Here is a 19,561-nt window from a genome sequence, read left to right on the forward strand (position 1 = left end):
GTCGAATACCGGAGATGCGCCGGGTGGAATCCGACCCGGCGTTGCCTTGACCCCGCTCTCCCCCGCCTTTCCCGCCATGCTGCCGCTCACCGCGGCGCGACGGCGTCCTCCTCCGCCGCCACCGGCGCCTCCCCGAACCGCGACAGCGCCAGCGCCCCCGCCACCGCCACCGCGAACCCGACGATCGCCAGCCACCCCAGCCCCGGCCGCGTGCGGTCCCCGAGCCAGACCACCCCGATCAGCGCGGGCGCGACCGTCTCCCCGAGCACCAGCCCGGCCGTGGCCGTGGTCACCGACCCGCGCTGCAGGGCCGACGTCAGCAGCAGGAACGCCGCCCCGCCGCCGAGCAGCAGCGCGTACGTCGCCGGATTGGGGAACAGCTCACCGGGCGAGAACCCGTCGATGAGCCGCACCGACACCTCCACCACCCCGAACCCCAGCCCCGCCCCGAGTCCCAGCGCCAGCGCCCGCCCCCGCTCCGGCAGCCGCCCGCCGAACGCCCCGAGCAACAGCACCCCGGCCGCCGCCCCGAGCATCGCCCACGGCAGCCAGCCCGGCCCGGACTCGTCACCCTCCGCCCCCGACGCCAGCCCCAGCAGCGCGAGCCCGGCACACACCACCGCCACCGCGCCCCACTCGACGCGGCTCAGCCGCACCTCGAGCAGCCGCGCCGCCACCACGGCCGTCACCGCCAGGCTCGCGGCCAGCGCGGCCCCCACGGCGTAGATCGGCACCGACCGCAGCGCGAGGATCTGCAGCACGAAACCGAGCCCGTCCAGCGCGAGGCCGGCCAGATACCGCCACTGCCGCAGCGCCCGCCACAGCAGCGCCACGTCCCCGCCCGGCCCGGTCGCCGCCGCCGAGCGCGCGGCGATCGCCTGCAACACCGTCGCCGTACCGAAACAGACCGCTGCACCAAGGGCGCACACCATTCCAAAGATCACAAATCGACAGTAGGGGAGCGGCCGTGGACGGGGGGCCATGCACGCCCGTCCACACCGATCTCTAGGCTGACCGTCTGGCAGTGCACGACGGGGCGACATGGGGGAGACACGCACATGGCCGAAACACGGCGAAAACTGCGCTCGAGCACGGTGGTGCTGGGCGGCATGGGCGTCCTCGCGGCGGCCCTGTCCGCCTGCGGCTCCGACCCGGACCGCCGCTGCGTGGACCGGGACAGCTACGACTACATCAACGGCTACAAGATCGTCGCCGACAAGAACTGCTCGTCCGGCACGTCCTCCGCCGGCAAGGGCCGCAAGAAGACCGGTAAGACCAGGGTCGCGGACGCCGACTGGTACTACGATGCCGACGTCAGCGGCGGCTACGCCGAGGACGGCACCTTCAGCCGCAGCGAGGCCGTCGACCGGGGCGGCTTCGGCTGCTCCGGCTCCGGCGGCGGCTGAGAGCGGACCCAGCCATGGAACGCCGGACCGCCGAGCCCCGCCCCGGATGGCAGCAGACCGTCGAGGAACAGGGCCTGATCTACCCCCTGACCCGCTACCCCGACGACTCCCTGCGCCCCTACTGGGACGAGAGCGCGCACTACGTCTTCTCCCTGGAGGAGATCGAGGCCCTCGAAGAGGTGGTCGAGGACCTCCACCGCATGTGCCTGGCGGCGGCCGGCCACATCGTCGCCGAGGACCGCTTCGCCGACCTGGGCATCACCGACCCCCGCGTCGCCCACGCGGTCGCCGAGGCCTGGCACCGCCGCGCCGAACTGCCCTCCGTCTACGGCCGCTTCGACCTCCGCTACGACGGCACCGGCCCGGCCAAGCTCCTGGAGTACAACGCCGACACCCCCACCTCCCTGGTCGAGGCCGCGTCCCCCCAGTGGTTCTGGATGGAGGACCGCTTCCCCGGCGCCGACCAGTGGAACTCTCTCCACGAACGCCTCATCGACGCCTGGAAGAAGCAGGCAGCCCTCCTTCCGCCGGGCAGCCCCCTCTACTTCGCGTACTCCTCGGCGGACGAACTCGGCGAGGACATGATGACGGTGGCCTACCTCAAGGAGACCGCCGAACAGGCCGGCCTGGCCACCGACTGGATCGCCATGGAGGAGATCGGCTGGGACCGCCTCTCCGGCCGCTTCGTCGACAACCGCCTCCGCTTCATCCGCAGCATCTTCAAGCTCTACCCCTGGGAATGGCTCACCACCGACCGCTTCGCCGACCACGTCCTGGCCACCCTCGACAACGGCGGCGGCACGGGCTCCACCCTGTGGATAGAACCGGCCTGGAAGATGCTCCTCAGCAACAAGGCGCTGCTCGCCATCCTCTGGGAGCTGTATCCGGACCACCCGAACCTCCTCCCCGCGTATCTGGACGGCCCTCGCGACCTGTCCACCACGGGCTGGGTGGCCAAGCCCCTCCTCGGCCGCGAGGGCGCGGGCGTCACGATCCACGAGCCGGGATCCGCCCCCGTCCTCCGCGACGAGCCGTGCTGCTACCAGCAGCTCGCCCCCCTCCCTGACTTCGACGGCAACCGGGTGGTCCTGGGCGCCTGGGTGGTGGAGAACGAGTCGGCGGGCCTGGGCATCCGCGAGTCGTCGGGCCTGATAACGGACGAGTACGCGAGATTCCTGCCCCACGTGATCCTTTGAGCGGGGTGGAGGGCTGACGCCTTCAGGGGCGCGGGGAACTGCGCGATCAACCACAACGCACCCGCACCCGGCAACGAAGAGCAACCCGGTAGGCTGACCGAGGGCCGTGACTGGCGCGCTGGGATGGGATGAACCATCGGGGAGCGGCCCGAGCAGACAGAGCCGTGCGCCTGGGCCGTACCGTGAACGCTGAACGCAACGTCCGGAGGTCCACACATGTCAGCCGAGCCCCTGTCCCCCGAATCCACCGCCTACCGCGCCGCCCTCGACGTGATCCGCGCCGTCGAACCCCGCGTGGCGGACGCCATCGGCCAGGAGGTCGCCGACCAGCGCGAGATGCTCAAGCTGATCGCCTCCGAGAACTACGCCTCCCCGGCCACGCTCCTGACCATGGGCAACTGGTTCAGCGACAAGTACGCCGAGGGCACCATCGGCCGCCGCTTCTACGCCGGCTGCCGCAACGTCGACACCGTCGAGTCCCTCGCCGCCGAGCACGCCAAGGAGCTGTTCGGGGCCCGCCACGCCTACGTCCAGCCGCACTCCGGCATCGACGCCAACCTCGTCGCCTTCTGGTCGGTCCTCGCCCAGCGCGTCGAGGTCCCCGCCCTGGAGAAGGCCGGCGCCCGCCAGGTCAACGACCTCTCCGAGGCCGACTGGGCCGAACTGCGCCGCGCCTTCGGCAACCAGCGCATGCTCGGCATGTCCCTGGACGCCGGCGGCCACCTCACCCACGGCTTCCGCCCGAACATCTCCGGCAAGATGTTCGACCAGCGCTCCTACGGCACGGACCCGGCCACGGGCCTCATCGACTACGAGGCGCTGCGCACCTCCGCCCGCGACTTCAAGCCGCTGATCATCGTCGCGGGCTACTCCGCCTACCCCCGTCTGGTGAACTTCCGGATCATGCGCGAGATCGCCGACGAGGTCGGCGCGACGCTCATGGTCGACATGGCGCACTTCGCCGGCCTGGTCGCGGGCAAGGTCCTCACCGGCGACTTCGACCCGGTCCCGCACGCCCAGATCGTCACGACCACCACCCACAAGTCGCTGCGCGGCCCCCGCGGCGGCATGGTCCTGTGCGACGACTCCCTCAAGGACCAGGTCGACCGCGGCTGCCCGATGGTCCTCGGCGGCCCGCTCCCGCACGTCATGGCCGCCAAGGCCGTGGCCCTCGCCGAGGCCCGCCAGGAGTCCTTCCGCGACTACGCCCAGCGCATCGTCGACAACTCCCGCGCGCTGGCCGAGGGCCTGATGCGCCGGGGCGCGACCCTGGTCACGGGCGGCACGGACAACCACCTCAACCTGATCGACGTCGCCTCCTCCTACGGCCTCACCGGCCGCCAGGCCGAGGCCGCCCTGCTCGACTCGGGCATCGTCACCAACCGCAACGCCATCCCCGCCGACCCTAACGGCGCCTGGTACACCTCCGGCATCCGCATCGGCACCCCCGCCCTGACCACCCGTGGCCTGGGCACCGCCGAGATGGACGAGGTCGCCGGCCTCATCGACCGCGTCCTCACCACCACGGAGCCGGGCACGACCAAGTCGGGCGCCCCCTCCAAGGCGTCCCACGTCCTCGACGCGAAGGTGGCGGACGAGATCTCCCAGCGCGCCACCGACCTCGTGGCCGGCTTCCCGCTCTACCCGGAGATCGACCTGGGCTGACGCCCGCGTCTGTCACTCGTCCAGGTCGACCAGCACCTGACGCGGCTCCTCCCGCGGCGGTCCGGCTTCCCGCCGGGCCGCCGCGCGGCGTACCAGCACCGTGCCGCCCGCCCCGGCGGCGAGCCCCCAGCGCCCCGCCGTCACCGCCCACCGGACGTCACCCGCCCCCGACGCCGCCCCGCCCCTGTTACACCCCCGGGGCCGAACGGGGCCCGTCTGTTTCCGGCCGGTTCCGGATCGGCCCCCGGGACCTGAGAGAATGGTGAGCATGGCCTCTGACCGACCTCGCGTGCTCTCCGGGATCCAGCCCACCGCCGGCTCGTTCCACCTCGGCAACTACCTCGGCGCCGTCCGCCAGTGGGTGGCCCTGCAGGAGACTCACGACGCGTTCTACATGGTCGTCGACCTGCACGCGATCACCGTCCCGCAAGACCCGGCGGACCTGCGCGCGAACACGCGCCTGGCCGCGGCCCAGCTCCTCGCGGCGGGTCTCGACCCGGACCGCTGCACGCTCTTCGTGCAGAGCCACGTCCCCGAGCACACCCAGCTCGCCTGGATCATGAACTGCCTCACCGGCTTCGGCGAGGCCGGCCGGATGACCCAGTTCAAGGACAAGTCCGCCAAGCAGGGCGCCGAGCGCGCCTCGGTCGGCCTGTTCACGTACCCGATCCTCCAGGTCGCGGACATCCTGCTCTACCAGGCCAACGAGGTACCGGTCGGCGAGGACCAGCGCCAGCACATCGAGCTCACCCGTGACCTCGCCGCGCGCTTCAACGGCCGCTTCGGCGAGACCTTCACCCTCCCCAAGCCGTACATCCTCAAGGAGACGGCGAAGATCTACGACCTCCAGGACCCGTCGATCAAGATGAGCAAGTCGGCCTCCACGCCGAAGGGCCTGATCAACCTCCTCGACGAGCCCAAGGCCACGGCCAAGAAGGTCAAGAGCGCCGTCACCGACACCGACACGGTGATCCGCTACGACGCCGAGAACAAGCCGGGCGTCAGCAACCTCCTGACGATCTACTCGACCCTCACCGGCGAGAGCATCGGCGAGCTGGAGGAGAAGTACACCGGCAAGATGTACGGCGCGCTCAAGACGGACCTCGCCGAGGTCATGGTCGACTTCGTGACGCCGTTCCGGGAGCGCACCCAGCAGTACCTGGACGACCCCGAGACGCTCGACTCGGTCCTCGCCAAGGGCGCCGAGAAGGCCCGCGCGGTCGCCGCGGAGACCCTCGCGCAGGCCTACGACAAGGTCGGCTTCCTGCCCGCCAAGCACTGAACGCCACCCCCGCGCACAGCCGTACCACCGAACAGCGCTGTACATCACTCCGGTTGCGCCTGCCCGTAACCCGGTCGTGGCCGTACAGTCGATAACCGGGTGGTCGTATCAGCGGCCACACTGACATGACAGGAGACGACGTGGGGACCGTAACGATCGGTGTCTCGATCGCGGTCCCGGAGCCTCACGGCAGCGAGCTCCAGCAGCTGCGCGCGGGCTTCGGCGACGCCGCTGCTCACGGCATCCCCACGCACGTCACCCTGCTGCCGCCGACCGAGGTCGACGAGGCTTCCGTGCCGGCCGTCGAGGCGCATCTGGCCGAGGTCGCCGCGGCCGGCCGCGCGTTCCCCATGCGGCTGTCCGGCACCGGCACCTTCCGGCCCGTGTCGCCGGTGGTGTTCGTCCGGGTCGTCGAGGGCGCGGAGGCCTGCACGCTGCTCCAGCAGCAGGTCCGAGACCCCGCCGGACCGGCCCCCCGCGAACTGCAGTTCCCCTACCACCCGCACGTCACGGTGGCGCACGGCATCGACGAGGCGGCCATGGACCGCGCCTTCGAGGAACTCGCCGGCTACGAGGCCGAGTGGCCCTGCACCGGCTTCGCCCTCTACGAGCAGGGCGCCGACGGCGTCTGGCGCAAGCTCCGCGAGTTCCCCTTCGGCGGCTCGGTGGTGCCCCCGCAGGCCGGGCGGATGGAGCGCGGCTCCGTCCCCATCCGCTGACCCGCTCGCCGGGTCAGACCGGCAGCCGCCGGAACACCGCGCGCGGCAGGTGCCGCAGCGCCGCCATCACCACGCGCAGCGTCCCCGGCACCCACACCGTCTCCGTGCGGCGCCGCAGCCCCAGCTCCACGGCCGTCGCGACCGCTTCGGGCGTGGTCGCGAGCGGCGCCTCGGGCAGACCGGCGGTCATCCGCGTCCGGACGAAGCCGGGGCGGACGATCATGACGTGCACGCCCGTGCCGTGCAGCGCGTCGCCCAGGCCCTGCGCGAAGGCGTCGAGACCGGCCTTGCTGGAGCCGTAGATGAAGTTCGCGCGGCGGGCCCGCTCGCCCGCGACGGAGGACATCACGACCAGCGAGCCGTGCCCCTGGGACTGGAGCGAGCGGGCGCACACCAGCCCTGCCGAAACCGCGCCGGTGTAGTTGGTCTGTGCGACCCGCACCGCCGCCTCCGGCTCCCGCTCGTCGCGGGCCTGGTCGCCGAGCAGCCCGAAGGCGAGCAGCACCATGTCGACGTCGCCCTCGGCGAAGACCTTGCCGAGCACGGCCTCGTGGGAGGCCGGGTCGAGTGCGTCGAAGGCGACGGTGTGCACGTCGGCCCCGAGCCCGCGCAGCTGCCCGGCGGCCTCCTCCAGCGCGGGGGAGGGGCGGCCCGCCAGCCAGACGGTGCGGGTGCGGCGGGCGATCAGCCGGCGGGCGGTCGCCAGCGCGATCTCGGACGTACCGCCGAGGACGAGCAGGGACTGGGGGAGGCCGAAGGCGTCCTTCATGACAGCAGCTCCTAGGGGTTGCTCAGAGACTGAGGCGGCGGGCCAGGTCGGACACGAACACCCCGCGCGGGTCCAGTCGGGCGCGCAGTTCGCGGAAGTCGTCGAGGCGCGGGTACATGGCCGCGAGCAGCTCCGGGCGCAGCCGGGCGTCCTTGGCGAGGTAGACGCGTCCGCCCGCGGCGGCGATCTCCTCGTCGAGTTCGTCGAGGAACGCGCCGAGGCCGGGCAGGCCCGCCGGGATGTCCAGCGCCAGCGTCCAGCCCGGCACGGGGAAGGACAGCCACCCCGGGTCGGACTCCCCGAAGCGCTTGAGGACGGCCAGGAAGGACGGGCAGCGGCGTTCGGAGATGCGGCGCACGATGCGGCGCAGGGCGTCCTCGCGGCCGTAGCCGACGACGAACTGGTACTGCACGAAGCCGCCGCGGCCGTAGACGCGGTTCCAGTGCGGCACGCCGTCCAGGGGGTGGAAGAACGGGGAGATCCGCTGGAGCCGGCCCGTCCGGGCACGGGGGGCCTTGCGGTACCAGAGCTCGTTGAACAGGCCCACGGTCGTCCGGCTGAGCAGGCCCTCGGGGAGGATCTCGGGGGTGGCCGGCAGGCGCGGGGTGCGGAAGGCCAGCGGGTCCCGGCGCAGGCGTGCGGGGAGCGCGTCCAGCGGGGCGTGGTCGCCGCGGGTGAGGACGGCGCGGCCGGTGGCGGCCCCGCGGGCCAGCAGGTCGATCCAGGCGACCGAGTAGCGGTAGCGGTGGTCGGTGGCGGCGAGCCGGGCCATCAGGTCGTCGAGGTCCGTCGCCCGCTCGGTGTCGACCGACATCAGCGAGGTCTCGACCGGCTGGAGCCGGATCGTGGCGGTGAGGATCACACCGGTGAGGCCCATGCCGCCGGCGGTCGCGTCGAAGAGCGGCGTGCCGGGGATCACCGTGCGGATCTCCCCGTCGGCGGTAAGGAGTTCGAGGGCGAGGACGTGCCGCGCGAAGGAGCCCGAGACGTGGTGGTTCTTGCCGTGGATGTCGGCGCCGATCGCCCCGCCGACGGTCACGTAGCGCGTGCCCGGCGTGACCGGCACGAACCAGCCGAGCGGCAGCAGCACCTCCATCAGCCGGTGCAGGGAGACGCCCGCGTCGCACAGCACGGTCCCGCCGTCGGCGTCGATCGCGTGCACCCGGTCCAGGGCCGTCATGTCGAGCACGGACCCGCCCGCGTTCTGCGCCGCGTCCCCGTACGCCCGCCCCAGGCCCCGGGGGATCCCGCCGCGGGCTCCGCAGTCCCGGACGGCTGCCGCGGCCTCCTCGTACGACCGGGGGCGGATCAGCCGGGCGGCGGTGGGGGCGGTGCGGCCCCAGCCCGTGACAGTGGTGTGGTCCAGGCCCATGACGTCCGGGTCGGAATCGGTGTCGGCAGACATGTCCGTGACCGTATCGCCCTGGTCTGGCCGATCAGTTCGGGAACATGGCATCCCTCCCCGAAATGGGTGATTAATGGGATGTCGCTCAATATTGCCGGAGTTCAGGCCTGATGGGCGTGAACAGTGAGTCCACATGGACGACCTCGACGACCTGCACGACATGGACCACCGGATCGTTTCGGCGCTCAGGGAGTGCGGCACCGACCCGCGCGTGGCCGGCGCCGCGCGTGCCCTGTCCTGGGCGGGGGAGCACGCGGCCCTGTGGCTGGCGGCGGGGCTCGCCGGAGCCGCCGTCGACGGCGGACGGCGCGGCGCCTGGCTGCGCGGCACCGCGCTGACCGCGGGGGCGCACCTGGTCAGCATGGGGGTGAAGCGGGTCGTGCGCCGGCCACGCCCGGCGCACGTCGTACCCCTGGTGCGCACCGCCGGCCGGCACTCCTTCCCCAGCTCCCACGCCACCTCCGCCGCGGCCGCCGCCGTCGCCTTCGGCGCCCTGGGCGCCCACGCGGTCCCGCCGCTCGCCGGCCTGGTGTGCGTCTCACGCCTGGTCGCCGGCGTCCACTTCCCCACGGACATCGCCGCCGGCGCGGCCCTCGGCGCCCTCACGGCCCGGCTCGGCGCCCGCTGGATGCGGGGAGGCGTCCACCATGACTGAGACGGCCGTCCTGCGGCAGCGCACCCACGAGGAGCGGCCCGCCCCACCCCGCAAGGGGGGTCTCCCGGCCGGTCTCCTCAGGACCGCGCGCCCCAAGCAGTGGGTCAAGAACGTCCTCGTCGTCGCCGCCCCGGCCGCCGCCGGCGAGCTGTTCTCCCGGCACGCCCTCGTCCAACTCGCCCTGGTCTTCGTCCTCTTCACCGCCTGCGCCGCCGCCGTCTACCTCGTCAACGACGCCCGCGACGCCGACGCCGACCGCGCCCACCCCGTCAAACGGCACCGCCCCGTCGCCGCCGGACAGGTCCCCGTACCCGTCGCCTACGCCGCCGGCGGCTGCCTCGGCGTCCTCGCGCCCGCCGCCGCGGCCTGGCTGTGCGGGCCCGCCGTCGCCGCCCTGCTGACCGCCTACCTCGCCATGCAACTGGCCTACTGCATCAGCCTCAAGCACGTCCTCGTCGTCGACCTCGCGGTCGTCACCACCGGCTTCCTGATGCGGGCCATGATCGGCGGACTCGCCCTCGGCATCCCGCTGTCCCGCTGGTTCCTGATCACCACCGGCTTCGGCGCGCTGTTCATGGTGTCGGCCAAGCGCTACTCGGAAGCCGTCCAGATGGCCGGAAAGGCGGGCGCCACACGGGCGTTGCTCACCGAGTACACCACCGGCTACCTTCGCTTCGTCTGGCAGCTCGCGGCCGGTGTCGCCGTCCTCGGCTACTGCCTGTGGGCCATGGAGGAGGGCGGCGTCCCGCACACCAGCGTGCTGCCCTGGCGCCAACTGTCCATGGTGGCCTTCATCCTGGCGATCCTCCGATACGCCGTCTTCGCCGACCGCGGCACGGCCGGCGAACCCGAGGACGTCGTCCTGCGCGACCGCGCCCTCGCGCTCATCGGCGTGGCCTGGATGACGATGTACGGCCTGGCCGTGGCGAATTGGTGACCACGCGCGCCTGGCGCGGCCTGCGGCCGGTCCCGCGGGCGGCGCCGGCCCGTTCGCGCCCCGGCGTCCCGTGCCGCCGGGAACTGATCGGCTTCGCCACCGCCGGGCTGCTCGCCTACGCCGTCGACCTGGCCCTGTTCACCGTCCTGCGCGGCCCCGCCGGACTCGACCCGCTCACCGCCAAGTCCCTGTCGTTCCTGGCCGCCTGCACGGTCGCCTACGCGGGCAACGCCCTCGGCCCCTACCGGACCACGCGCGCACGGGGCCTGCGCCCCTACGCCGCGTTCTTCGCGGTGAACCTCGCCGGGGCCGCCGTACAACTGCTCTGCCTGGCGTTCAGCCACTACGGCCTCGGCCTCACCTCGCAGCGCGCGGACACCGTCTCCGGGGCGGTCATCGGTATGGCGCTGGCCACAGTCCTTCGGTTCTGGGGTACCCGTACATGGGTGTTCCGGGCGGAGGGCAGAGTCGGATCATGGACTGGCTGAAAAAGCTCCCGGTGATCGGGCCGTGGTCGGAGCGGCTGATGATCACCCACGCGTGGCGGTCGTACGAGCGGCTCGACCGCGTGAAGTGGCCCCGGCTGGCCGCCGCGATGACCTTCCGGAGCTTCGTCGCGCTGTTCCCGCTGCTGACGGTGTCCGCCACCATCGCCGCCGCCACGCTCAGCACGGAGCAGGAGCACAAGCTGCAGGACAAGCTCGCCGAGCAGGTCCCCGGCATCTCCGACCAGCTGGACATCGCCGGCCTGGTGGACAACGCCGGCACGATCGGCCTCATCGCGGGCGGGCTGCTGCTCTTCACCGGCATCAGCTGGGCCGGCTCGATGCGCGAGTGCCTGCGCGCCGTGTGGGAGCTGCCCGACGAGGAGGAGAACCCGCTCCTGCGCTACGCCAAGGACGCCGGCGTCCTGGTCGGCCTCGGCGGCGCGCTCCTCGTCACCATCGCCGCCTCCGCCGTCGCCTCCGCGATGATCGGCTGGGTCACCCGGCAGCTCGGCATCGACGAGGGCGGCTGGGGCGGGGTCCTGCTGCACATGGCCGCGTTCCTGATCGCCGTCCTCGCGAACTTCCTGCTCCTGCTCTACGTCCTCACCCTGCTGCCCGGCGTCGAGCCGACGCGCCACCGCCTGTTCGTCGCGGCGCTGACCGGCGCGATCGGCTTCGAACTGCTGAAGCTGCTGCTCAGCGGCTATCTGCAGGGCGTGGCCGCGAAGAGCATGTACGGCGCGTTCGGGGTGCCCGTCGCGCTGCTGCTGTGGATCAACTTCACCTCGAAGCTGGTGCTGTTCTGCGCCGCCTGGACGGCGACGCAGAGCAAGGAGGACGAGGTTCCGGAGATCAGGGACGAGTGCGGCGGCGCACGAGATCCGGCAGCGGCCAACGGCGGTTGACCAGGAACGCCCCGCCCGCCAGCAGCACCAGCACCCCGCCCGTGATGCCGAGTGCGGTCCCGATGCCGCTGGAGCTGCCCGTGGCCGGGGCGCCGGCCACCGGCTTCGAACCGGTCCCGGCCGTGCCGCCGCCGCCGTCCCCGGAGCCGCCCGCCTCACCGGAGGGGTTCGCACCGGGCTTCGCCTGGGCCGCGCCCTTGGGCGGCACCAGCTCGCCCACCGGCCGCACCTTCCCGGCCGCCTTGAAGCCCCAGTCGAACAGCCGGGCCGTCTCCTTGTAGACCTCGTTGTGCTCGGACTTCCCCGGGTTCATCACCGTCACCAGCAGCACCTTGCCGCCGCGCTCGGCGACGCCGGTGAAGGTGGCGCCCGCGTTGGTGGTGTTGCCGTTCTTGACGCCCGCGATGCCCTCGTAGACGGGCACGTCCGCGTCACCGGCCAGCAGCCGGTTGGTGTTCTGGATCTCGAAGGACTCGCGGACCTTCTTGCCCTTCTTGCCCTTCCTGGTCTGCCCGGGGAACTTGGCGCGGACCGTCGAGGCGTACTCGCGGAAGTCCTTCTTCTGCATTCCGGAGCGGGCGAACAGCGTCAGGTCGTACGCGGAGGAGACCTGCCCCTCGGCGTCGTAGCCGTCCGGGCTGACGACGTGCGTGTCGAGGGCCTGGAGCTCCTCGGCGTGCTCGTTCATCTCCTTGACGGTGCTCTCGACGCCCCCGTTCATGGCGGACAGCACGTGCACGGCGTCGTTCCCGGAGCGCAGGAAGACGCCCAGCCACAGGTCGTGGACCGTGTACGTCTCCTCCTCCTTTATTCCGACCATGCTGGAGCCCGTGCCGATGCCGGCCAGGTCCGCGGGCACGACCTTGTGCTCGGTGTCGCTCGGGAACTTCGGCAGCAGCGTGTCCGCGAACAGCATCTTCAGCGTGCTCGCGGGGGCGAGGCGCCAGTGCGCGTTGTGCGCGGCCAGCACGTCGCCGGACTCGGCGTCGGCGACGATCCAGGAGCGGGCGCTCACGTCCTTCGGCAGCACCGGTACGCCGCTCGCCAGGTTCACCTGCGTCCCCGGCCTGCCGAGCCGGGCACCGCCCACGCTCGACATCGACGCCGGGGGAGTGGCCGAGGGGCTCGCGCTCGCCGAGGGGCTGCCCGAGGGCTTCGGGGCGGCCAGGGCGGCGGGCGCGGCCAGGGCGAGGGACGACAGGACGGCGGAGGTGACCAGCAGGGATCGCCTGGCGGTCTTCTTCGGAGCGGGCACGGTCGGAAACGTACATGCCGTACGGGGCGAAGTCCCGCCTCCGGCCCCACCCCGTGAACGGAACCGGACACGCTCTGGCGATACTGGACTCATGCCGTGCTCGTCCGGGGGACAACCTCCGGACCCCCGGCCGCCCCCGGGAGCCCGGCGTTGTGATGAAAGGTCTGATTTTGTGAAGCTCAGCCGCCCCGTCTCCTGGTTCCTGCTCGCCTTCGGGGTGTGGAGCTGGGTCATCTGGATCACTTTCGTCAAAAACCTCGTCAAGGACAGCAGCGGGCTCGCCTTCGACGACGGTGATCCCACGGCCTACTTCTGGGTGCACCTGCTGCTCGCGGTCGTTTCCTTCGTATTGGGGACGGTCGTAGGGGCCATCGGGTTGCGTGGTCTGCGCGCACTGCGCCGGACGTCATAGCGGCGATCGGGAGAAACGGCACCGTGGTCATCGTCTTCGTACTCGTCGCCGTACTGGTTCTGGCCGTCGTCGTGACGGCCAACTGGTACGTGTGGCGCCGCCTGTTCCGCGACACGACCCGCGGCCCGGGCCTCGTCCGCCGCGCGGGCGCGGTCCTGATCGCCGGCGGCTGGGTCCTGGCGGTCGCGGCCCTGGTCGCCGAGCGCTCCGGCGCGCCCTTCTGGCTCCAGCAGGTCCTCGCCTGGCCGGGCTTCCTGTGGCTGGCCCTGTCGATATACCTGCTGCTGGCGGTGGTGGCCGGCGAGATCGTCCGGCCCCTCCTGCGCCGCTTCCTGGAACACCGCGCGAGACGAACGGACGAGGCCACGCGCCCCGCCCCGGCGGATTCCGCGGGCACGCCGCCCACGACACCCGGCTCCCCTGAGCCGGCCCCCCAGGGCAACGGCCCCGGTGCGACCACCCCCGCGTCCGCCTCGCGTGCGGCCGGCGGCGGAACGACCACTGCCATAGCGACGCCGCCAGCCGCGTCGCAGCCCGACTGTGCGGCGGGGGCGTCGGCAGTCGCGTCGCAGCCCGGCCGGGCTGCGGGGGCACCCACGGCCGAGACCGCGGCGCCGCAGGCCAACGGCAACGGCGTGGCCCCCGCGCCCGCCCCCGACACCGCCCCCGCGCCCGAGACCGCGACCGTCCCCGCGACCGGCGATGCCGATGGAGCCCCCGCCCCCGTCGCCCCCGCCGGTCCCACCCGTCGTCTCTTCGTCTCCCGGGTCGTCGCGGGGGCCGCCGCGGCGGCCGCTGTGGGGACCGTGGGGTACGGGACGTACGGCGTGCTGCGTGGGCCGAAGGTCAAGCGGGTCACCGTGCCGCTGGCCAAGCTGCCGCGCGCCGCGCACGGGTACCGGATCGCCGTGGTCAGCGACGTGCACCTCGGCCCGGTCCTGGGACGCGGCTTCGCGCAGAAGGTCGTCGACACGATCAACGCGACCCAGCCCGACCTGATCGCGGTCGTCGGCGACCTGGTCGACGGCAGCGTGAAGGACCTCGGCCCCGCGGCCGCCCCGCTCGCCCGGCTGAGGGCCCGTCACGGCTCCTACTTCGTCACCGGCAACCACGAGTACTTCTCCGGCGCCGAGCAGTGGGTCGAGGAGGTCCGCCGCCTGGGCATCACCCCCCTGGAGAACGCCCGCAGGGAGATGCCGTACTTCGACCTGGCCGGGGTCAACGACGTCGCGGGCGAGAACGAGGGCCAGGGCCCCGACTTCGCGAAGGCGCTCGGCGACCGCGACACCGCACGCGCGTGCGTCCTGCTCGCCCACCAGCCGGTCCAGATCCACGACGCCGTCGAGCACGGCGTCGACCTCCAGCTCTCCGGCCACACCCACGGCGGCCAGCTCTGGCCGGGCAACCTCATCGCCTCCGGCGCCAACCCCACCCTCGCGGGCCTGGACCGCTACGGCGACACCCAGCTCTACGTCTCGCGCGGCGCCGGCGCCTGGGGCCCGCCCACCCGCGTGGGCGCACCCTCGGACATCACCGTCATCGAGCTGGCGTCGAGGCAGGCCTGACGGGCGGGCGGCCTCCGAGGACGTCGGCGGCCGGCAGTACCCAGTCGGAGGGCACGAGTGTGTTCCGTCTGTGGAGCCTCACCCACCTCCGACGACTCAGGAGTCGGAGCGCCGCCGGGCCGCCGGGTCGGGGATGGCGTTGGTCATCCCCGGCAGGAACTCCGTGAACAGCTCGTGCACCTCGCGCACGAGCGGCCGCAGCACCCGGAAGCGGGCCAGGGCGACGCCCCGCGCGGTGAGCCGGGCGCCGCGCTCGGCCAGCCGGTAGCTGCGCTCGCGCCCTTCGGTACGGTCGAAGATCCAGTACAGGACCAGCCCCATCTGGGACAGCCACATCAACTCGGGAAGGATGTCCCGCAGTTCCTCGGGCACCTTGGTCTTCGTGGCCCCGGCGAGCACCTCCCGGTGGACGCTGATGGCCTCCTCGCGCGCGTGCTCCGACTCCGGCGAGAAGGGGCTGAGCGGGCTGTCCGGGTCGGCGGCGTTCTTGAAGAACTGCACCGCGAACTCGTGGTAGGGCGCGGCGATGTCCAGCCAGGCCCGCAGCACGCCCGCGAGCCGGGTCTCCAGGTCGTGCTCCCGGTCCAGGATCTCCCGGACCGCCACCTGGTGCTCGGCGGCGATCCGGTCGTAGAAGCCCTGGATCAGGTGCTCCTTGCCCGCGAAGTAGTAGTACGCGTTGCCGACGGAGACCCCTGCCTCCTTGGCGATGGCCCGCATCGTCGTCTTGTCGTAGCCGCGCTCCTGGAACAGCCGCATGGCCGTCTCCAGGATCAGGGCGCGGGTCTGCTCGGACTTGGTGGGGGTGGCGCCGTCGTCGGGGCCGTCGTTCTTCGCGGGCACGGAAAGAGAGCCTAACGTCAGCACGGGTGCGGCTACCGAGGGGCGCAGGTGCCGTCGGCGCAGCCGGGCGCGGTGTGGCTCCAGCCGGTGACGGGGTCGTACGACCAGCCGTCCGCGCGCCGGTACACCTGGCCGCCCCATTGCGCGCCGCCGTGCTGCCCCCGGTGCGCCCGCGCCCCGCGCCACTGGGCGGCGGCGAGCACCGCGCCCTTGGCCAGCAGGGCGCCGGAGGGGGTGCTCAGCCGGTGGGCGAGCGCCCGGTGTCGGCGCAGTGCCCACAGGGTGACCACCCAGGCGGCCGGGCCCCGGTAGACCTGCCCGGCGTCGCCGACGACGGTGATCTCGTCGAGGGTGGCGCCGTGGTCGAGTCCGGGAAAGCGCCGCCGGGCCTCCTCGGAGGCGGCCGGGACCGGCTCCAGCGGCACCAGCTGGGGCTGCCGCAGGAGCCAGTCGCGCAGGAACGCGCACAGGGAGCACTCGGCGTCGTACAGGACGGTGAGCCGGCGGACCGGTGCGGGTGCGTTCATACCGGCCGCGTTCGTGCCGTTGGCGTTCGTACCGGCCGCGTTCATACCGGTCGGGCTCGTGCCGATGGCGTTCATACCAGTCGCGTTCGTGCCGGTGGCGTTCACGTCGGCCTCCTCCGCTCAGGCCTGCGCCTGCGGGGCCACCCAGCCCTGCGGCGGCACCGGGGGCACCTGCTCCCGTTCCATGGCGCCCCGGCGCCGGATCCGGTTGAGCACGTAGACGTTGGCCAGGTGCATCACGCCGAGCACCAGCAGCACCACGCCGAGCTTGGTCGACAGGCCCTCGAAGATGCCGCGGGCGTCGGTGATGGTCTCGTCGTCGCTCAGGTACAGCGCGACGAACCCGAGGTTGACGAGGTAGAAGCCGACCACCAGGAGGTGGTTGACGGCGTCGGCGAGCTTCTCGTTGCCGTGCAGCACGTCGGCGAGGAAGACCCTGCCGTTCCGGCTGAGCGTGCGGGCCACCCAGATGGTCAGACCGATGCTGACCAGCAGGTAGATGACGTAGGCGATGACCGTGCGGTCCATGGCTCCAGCCCTTCTTGAACACGTTCAAAACGCTGTCGGGGATGACTGTAGACCTACTTTTGAACATGTTCAACACAAGGCGCCGAGGGGATTGTCAGTGGTGCCTCGTACTGTCGTCGGCATGGGAATCGTGACGTTCGTCGACGAGACGACGGCGGGGGAGCGGCGCACGGCCTGGGGGCTGGAGATCGCCGAAGAGCGGCTGACCGTAAGGGAACTGATCCGGCGCCGGGTGTTCCAGGAGGTCGCCGAGTACAACGCCCGCACGCCGGAGGTCTTCCAGGGCCTCGTGCGGCCGGAGGACGCCGAGCGCGTGCTGAACGGCTACCAGGTGCGCACACCCCGCCGGATCGACCCCGAGGCGCAGACGGTCCTCGCGGAGAAGGCCTTCGCGGGGAACGGCTTCCTGGTGCTGGTGGGGGACCGTCAGGTCACCGACCCGGACGAGGAGATCGAGCTGACGCTCGGCACCGAGGTCACCTTCCTGAAGCTCGTCCCCCTGGTCGGTGGCTGATGAACTCCTTCCGCACACCCCGGTCGCACACGGACCGGCTGCGCAACCGCATCGCCGACGGCGACATCGACCGGGTCGCCGACGAGGCGCTGCGCGTCATGGACTCCAGCCGCGGGGCCTGGGGCGCAGGCTGGGAGCGGGCGCTGGACCAGCTGAGGGCCCTGTCGGCCGAGCACCGCCGCCAGCTGCTGCACGCCCTGGCCGACCGCTTCCACCAGGCCGGTGACGACACGGAGGCCCGCTGCCGCCATCTCGCCCTGTGCACCCTGGTCGCCGAGGGCCTCGACGGCGCGGAGCGCCTCACCGACGACCCGCTGGCCGCCGAGCGCCGCAAGGCCCTGGATGACCTCGCCCGCCGGCAGTCCTTCTGGTACGCGGCCCGCTTCGAGGTCCTGGGCCGCGCCGAACTGGCCGCGGGCCGCCCCCTTCCGGCGCCCGTCGTGGCCGTGGTCCGCCGTGCCGCCCTCGACGCCCACCGCTCGGACGAACTCGTCGCGCTGACCCGGCAGCTCACCGATCCCGTCCTCAACGTCGGCGAGGCATGGGCCGAACAGGCCCTGAGCGACGCCACGACCCCCGACTGGCAGGCCCTGCTGGCCCACGCCCTCACCGCCACCGCCTCGAAGCCCACGGCCAAGTGGGACAAGCAGGCCCGCGCCCTGCTGGACACCCTCGGCACCGACCGCGTCCGCGACACGGTCCTGTCCTGGCTCGCCCTCGTCGGCCGCCCCCGCACCCTCCCCCTGGAGCGCCGGGCGTGGGAGCCGGACATCAACAACGCCTACGACCCGTACAACGCGACGGCCCTGCGCGGCCTGGCCTGGCTCCTCTCCCTCCTGCCGCCCCACGCCGGCACGGCCCGGGCCCTGGGCGCCCTGGTCGAGACGTCACTGAAGAAGGTCGCGGGCACCGGCCCTCGCAACCCGAAGGTCGCCAACGCCGCTGTGATCGCGCTGGCCCGCGTCGACTCCGAGGCGGCCCTGGCCGAACTCGCCCGGCTGGCCACCCGCGTGACGTACAAGAACACGGCCAAGCTCCTCGACACGGCCCTGGAGGCCCGGGCCACCGCCCTCGGCCTCAGCCGCGAGGAGATCGAGGAACTGGCCGTCCCGGCCTACGGCCTGACGGACATCGGCCACGCCGAACACCGCCTGGGCGAGGCGACTGCACTCCTCGAAGTCCGCGGCTCGCGAACCGTGCTGAGCTGGCGCAACGCCGCCGGCAAGCCGGTCAAGGCCGTGCCGGTGGCCGTGAAGCGCGACCACCCGGACGAACTGAAGGACCTCAAGACGGCGGTCAAGGACATCGACAAGATGCTCTCGGCGCAGAGCGAGCGCCTGGACCGGCAGTTCCTGGCCCGCCGCACCTGGCCCTACGCCACCTGGCGCGAGCGCTACCTCGACCACCCGCTCGTCGGCACCCTGGCCCGACGCCTGCTGTGGACGATCGACGGCAGGACGGCCGGCTACGCCGACGGCGCACTGCGCACCCTCGCCGACGAACCGCTGTCGGAGGGCACTCAGGTCGAACTCTGGCACCCGGCCGGCCGCGAACCCGCCGAGATCGTCGCCTGGCGCGACTGGCTGGAACGGCACGGCATCACCCAGCCGTTCAAACAGGCCCACCGCGAGATCTACCTGCTCACGGACGCCGAGCGCGCCACCGGCACCTACTCCAACCGCTTCGCGGCCCACATCCTGCGCCAGCACCAGTTCCACTCCCTGGCCGCGATCCGCGGCTGGCACAACAAGCTGCGCCTGCGCGTCGACGACTCCGTCCCGCCCGCCACCCGCGAGCTGCCGCAGTGGGGCCTGCGCGCGGAGTACTGGATCGAGGGCGACGGCGAGGAGTACGGCGTCGACACCACCGAGTCCGGCAGCTATCTGCGCCTGCGCACCGACCAGGTCCGCTTCTACCCGATCGACGCCCCGCAGAACTCGGCGCACTGCTCCGGCGGCGCATACGCCATGTGGCTCGGCCCCGGCCAGGCCCCCGTCGCCCCGGTCCCCCTCGCGGACATCCCGCCCCTGGTCCTCTCCGAAGTCCTGCGCGACGTCGACCTGTTCGTCGGGGTGGCCAGCGTCGGCAACGACCCGACCTGGCAGGACGGCGGCCCCGACGGCCGCTTCCGCGAGTACTGGACGTCGTACGGCTTCGGTGAACTGAACGCGAGCGCCGAGACCCGCCGCACCCTGCTCGCCCGCCTGATACCCCGCCTGGCCATCGCCGACCGCTGCACCCTGGAGGGCCGCTTCCTCCACGTCCGCGGCGACCGCCACACCTACAAGATCCACCTGGGCTCGGGCAACATCCTCATGACCCCGAACGACCAGTACCTCTGCATCGTCCCCAAGTCCACCCCGGCGACCCCCGGGACGGGCTACCTCCCCTACGAGGGCGACCGCCTGCTCGCGGTCATCCTGAGCAAGGCGATGATGCTGGCAGCGGACACGAAGATCACGGACCCTTCGATCCTGAGCCAGTTGTGAG

Annotated in this window: 21 protein-coding genes and 1 riboswitch; of the genes, 13 read left to right on the forward strand and 8 right to left on the reverse strand. The window is 72.4% G+C overall.

The window, feature by feature from the left end:
* Positions 1-86: 86 nt before the first annotated feature.
* The gene (locus tag IGS69_RS21685; protein WP_190904589.1) at positions 87-932 is read right to left on the reverse strand and encodes a DMT family protein; all 846 of its coding nucleotides are present in this window, start codon (positions 930-932) and stop codon (positions 87-89) included.
* Positions 933-1,058: 126 nt separating this feature from the next.
* On the opposite strand from IGS69_RS21685, the gene IGS69_RS21690 reads away from it, so the two are divergent.
* The 3 genes from IGS69_RS21690 to IGS69_RS21700 all read left to right on the forward strand — a co-directional run bounded on the left by IGS69_RS21690 (position 1,059) and on the right by IGS69_RS21700 (position 4,267).
* Positions 1,059-1,406, forward strand: a complete 348-nt coding sequence (locus IGS69_RS21690) for a hypothetical protein (RefSeq protein ID WP_190902199.1) — start codon at positions 1,059-1,061, stop codon at positions 1,404-1,406.
* Between the two features lie 14 nt (positions 1,407-1,420).
* Positions 1,421-2,602 carry a glutathionylspermidine synthase family protein gene (locus IGS69_RS21695; RefSeq protein WP_190902200.1) on the forward strand — a complete coding sequence of 394 codons (1,182 nt, stop codon included), beginning with the start codon at positions 1,421-1,423 and terminating at the stop codon, positions 2,600-2,602.
* 96 nt (positions 2,603-2,698) lie between these two features.
* Positions 2,699-2,785: riboswitch (ZMP/ZTP riboswitch) on the forward strand.
* 33 nt (positions 2,786-2,818) lie between these two features.
* The gene (locus tag IGS69_RS21700; RefSeq protein WP_190902201.1) at positions 2,819-4,267 is read left to right on the forward strand and encodes a glycine hydroxymethyltransferase; all 1,449 of its coding nucleotides are present in this window, start codon (positions 2,819-2,821) and stop codon (positions 4,265-4,267) included.
* A 12-nt stretch (positions 4,268-4,279) separates the two neighbouring features.
* On the opposite strand, the gene IGS69_RS34975 is transcribed toward IGS69_RS21700, so the two are convergent.
* On the reverse strand, positions 4,280-4,411 hold the full coding sequence (locus IGS69_RS34975) for a hypothetical protein (protein WP_269783210.1): 132 nt from the start codon (positions 4,409-4,411) through the stop codon (positions 4,280-4,282).
* A gap of 124 nt (positions 4,412-4,535) precedes the next feature.
* Between IGS69_RS34975 and trpS the strand changes: the two genes are divergently transcribed.
* Complete coding sequence (gene trpS / locus IGS69_RS21705; protein ID WP_190902202.1) at positions 4,536-5,549, forward strand: tryptophan--tRNA ligase; 1,014 nt, start codon at positions 4,536-4,538, stop codon at positions 5,547-5,549.
* 140 nt (positions 5,550-5,689) lie between these two features.
* Positions 5,690-6,268 (forward strand): 2'-5' RNA ligase family protein, encoded by a 579-nt coding sequence (locus IGS69_RS21710; RefSeq protein ID WP_190902203.1) that lies wholly within the window; start codon positions 5,690-5,692, stop codon positions 6,266-6,268.
* 13 nt (positions 6,269-6,281) lie between these two features.
* On the opposite strand, the gene IGS69_RS21715 is transcribed toward IGS69_RS21710, so the two are convergent.
* The gene (locus IGS69_RS21715) at positions 6,282-7,037 is read right to left on the reverse strand and encodes a decaprenylphospho-beta-D-erythro-pentofuranosid-2-ulose 2-reductase (protein ID WP_190902204.1); all 756 of its coding nucleotides are present in this window, start codon (positions 7,035-7,037) and stop codon (positions 6,282-6,284) included.
* A 22-nt stretch (positions 7,038-7,059) separates the two neighbouring features.
* Positions 7,060-8,442 carry an FAD-binding oxidoreductase gene (locus tag IGS69_RS21720; RefSeq protein WP_190902205.1) on the reverse strand — a complete coding sequence of 461 codons (1,383 nt, stop codon included), beginning with the start codon at positions 8,440-8,442 and terminating at the stop codon, positions 7,060-7,062.
* A gap of 133 nt (positions 8,443-8,575) precedes the next feature.
* Here IGS69_RS21720 and IGS69_RS21725 point away from each other — a divergent pair, with 133 nt between their 5' ends.
* From IGS69_RS21725 to IGS69_RS21740, 4 genes are read left to right on the forward strand one after another with little or no spacing between them, the layout of a single operon-like run.
* Positions 8,576-9,097, forward strand: a complete 522-nt coding sequence (locus IGS69_RS21725) for a phosphatase PAP2 family protein (protein ID WP_190902206.1) — start codon at positions 8,576-8,578, stop codon at positions 9,095-9,097.
* Positions 9,090-10,034 carry a decaprenyl-phosphate phosphoribosyltransferase gene (locus tag IGS69_RS21730; protein ID WP_190902207.1) on the forward strand — a complete coding sequence of 315 codons (945 nt, stop codon included), beginning with the start codon at positions 9,090-9,092 and terminating at the stop codon, positions 10,032-10,034. Before IGS69_RS21725 ends, IGS69_RS21730 begins: the two co-directional genes overlap by 8 nt.
* A 20-nt stretch (positions 10,035-10,054) precedes the next feature.
* Positions 10,055-10,522: a GtrA family protein gene (locus IGS69_RS21735; RefSeq protein WP_190904590.1), complete on the forward strand. Its 468-nt coding sequence runs from the start codon at positions 10,055-10,057 to the stop codon at positions 10,520-10,522.
* Positions 10,510-11,427, forward strand: coding sequence for a YihY/virulence factor BrkB family protein (locus tag IGS69_RS21740; protein WP_190902208.1), 918 nt, complete (start codon positions 10,510-10,512; stop codon positions 11,425-11,427). Before IGS69_RS21735 ends, IGS69_RS21740 begins: the two co-directional genes overlap by 13 nt.
* Here the strand turns inward: IGS69_RS21740 and IGS69_RS21745 are convergent.
* Entirely contained in the window at positions 11,375-12,682 is a 1,308-nt protein-coding gene (locus tag IGS69_RS21745; RefSeq protein ID WP_232543607.1) for a D-alanyl-D-alanine carboxypeptidase family protein, read from the reverse strand. The two genes, IGS69_RS21740 and IGS69_RS21745, sit on opposite strands and share 53 nt — an antisense overlap.
* A 172-nt stretch (positions 12,683-12,854) precedes the next feature.
* On the opposite strand from IGS69_RS21745, the gene IGS69_RS21750 reads away from it, so the two are divergent.
* A complete protein-coding gene (locus tag IGS69_RS21750; RefSeq protein ID WP_190902210.1) occupies positions 12,855-13,094 on the forward strand; it encodes an SCO4848 family membrane protein in 240 nt (79 codons plus the stop codon).
* A gap of 23 nt (positions 13,095-13,117) precedes the next feature.
* Positions 13,118-14,659: a metallophosphoesterase gene (locus IGS69_RS21755; RefSeq protein WP_190902211.1), complete on the forward strand. Its 1,542-nt coding sequence runs from the start codon at positions 13,118-13,120 to the stop codon at positions 14,657-14,659.
* A gap of 96 nt (positions 14,660-14,755) precedes the next feature.
* On the opposite strand, the gene IGS69_RS21760 is transcribed toward IGS69_RS21755, so the two are convergent.
* The 3 genes from IGS69_RS21760 to IGS69_RS21770 all read right to left on the reverse strand — a co-directional run bounded on the left by IGS69_RS21760 (position 14,756) and on the right by IGS69_RS21770 (position 16,557).
* A complete protein-coding gene (locus tag IGS69_RS21760; protein WP_190902212.1) occupies positions 14,756-15,502 on the reverse strand; it encodes a TetR/AcrR family transcriptional regulator in 747 nt (248 codons plus the stop codon).
* A gap of 32 nt (positions 15,503-15,534) precedes the next feature.
* A complete protein-coding gene (locus IGS69_RS21765; RefSeq protein ID WP_190904591.1) occupies positions 15,535-16,029 on the reverse strand; it encodes a thiol-disulfide oxidoreductase DCC family protein in 495 nt (164 codons plus the stop codon).
* Between the two features lie 120 nt (positions 16,030-16,149).
* Entirely contained in the window at positions 16,150-16,557 is a 408-nt protein-coding gene (locus IGS69_RS21770; protein ID WP_190902213.1) for a hypothetical protein, read from the reverse strand.
* Positions 16,558-16,678: 121 nt separating this feature from the next.
* Between IGS69_RS21770 and IGS69_RS21775 the strand changes: the two genes are divergently transcribed.
* The gene (locus tag IGS69_RS21775) at positions 16,679-17,071 is read left to right on the forward strand and encodes a hypothetical protein (protein ID WP_190902214.1); all 393 of its coding nucleotides are present in this window, start codon (positions 16,679-16,681) and stop codon (positions 17,069-17,071) included.
* A complete protein-coding gene (locus IGS69_RS21780; protein ID WP_190902215.1) occupies positions 17,071-19,560 on the forward strand; it encodes a DUF4132 domain-containing protein in 2,490 nt (829 codons plus the stop codon). Before IGS69_RS21775 ends, IGS69_RS21780 begins: the two co-directional genes overlap by 1 nt.
* The last annotated feature ends 1 nt before the right edge of the window (position 19,561 follow it).

It is taken from the genome of Streptomyces tuirus, from assembly GCF_014701095.1.
In the GTDB taxonomy this organism is placed as follows: Bacteria; Actinomycetota; Actinomycetes; order Streptomycetales; family Streptomycetaceae; genus Streptomyces; species Streptomyces tuirus.

Excerpts from the sequence above, each read along its gene's own strand:
- IGS69_RS21780 (WP_190902215.1), top strand. The coding sequence starts at position 17,071 with ATGAACTCCTTCCGCACACCCCGGTCGCACACGGACCGGCTGCGCAAC.
- IGS69_RS21720 (WP_190902205.1), bottom strand. The coding sequence starts at position 8,442 with ATGTCTGCCGACACCGATTCCGACCCGGACGTCATGGGCCTGGACCAC.
- IGS69_RS21770 (WP_190902213.1), bottom strand. The coding sequence starts at position 16,557 with ATGGACCGCACGGTCATCGCCTACGTCATCTACCTGCTGGTCAGCATC.
- trpS (WP_190902202.1), top strand. The coding sequence starts at position 4,536 with ATGGCCTCTGACCGACCTCGCGTGCTCTCCGGGATCCAGCCCACCGCC.
- IGS69_RS21775 (WP_190902214.1), top strand. The coding sequence starts at position 16,679 with ATGGGAATCGTGACGTTCGTCGACGAGACGACGGCGGGGGAGCGGCGC.
- IGS69_RS21730 (WP_190902207.1), top strand. The coding sequence starts at position 9,090 with ATGACTGAGACGGCCGTCCTGCGGCAGCGCACCCACGAGGAGCGGCCC.
- IGS69_RS21765 (WP_190904591.1), bottom strand. The coding sequence starts at position 16,029 with ATGAACGCACCCGCACCGGTCCGCCGGCTCACCGTCCTGTACGACGCC.
- IGS69_RS21725 (WP_190902206.1), top strand. The coding sequence starts at position 8,576 with ATGGACGACCTCGACGACCTGCACGACATGGACCACCGGATCGTTTCG.
- IGS69_RS21740 (WP_190902208.1), top strand. The coding sequence starts at position 10,510 with ATGGACTGGCTGAAAAAGCTCCCGGTGATCGGGCCGTGGTCGGAGCGG.
- IGS69_RS21690 (WP_190902199.1), top strand. The coding sequence starts at position 1,059 with ATGGCCGAAACACGGCGAAAACTGCGCTCGAGCACGGTGGTGCTGGGC.
- IGS69_RS21715 (WP_190902204.1), bottom strand. The coding sequence starts at position 7,037 with ATGAAGGACGCCTTCGGCCTCCCCCAGTCCCTGCTCGTCCTCGGCGGT.
- IGS69_RS21695 (WP_190902200.1), top strand. The coding sequence starts at position 1,421 with ATGGAACGCCGGACCGCCGAGCCCCGCCCCGGATGGCAGCAGACCGTC.
- IGS69_RS21685 (WP_190904589.1), bottom strand. The coding sequence starts at position 932 with ATGGTGTGCGCCCTTGGTGCAGCGGTCTGTTTCGGTACGGCGACGGTG.
- IGS69_RS21700 (WP_190902201.1), top strand. The coding sequence starts at position 2,819 with ATGTCAGCCGAGCCCCTGTCCCCCGAATCCACCGCCTACCGCGCCGCC.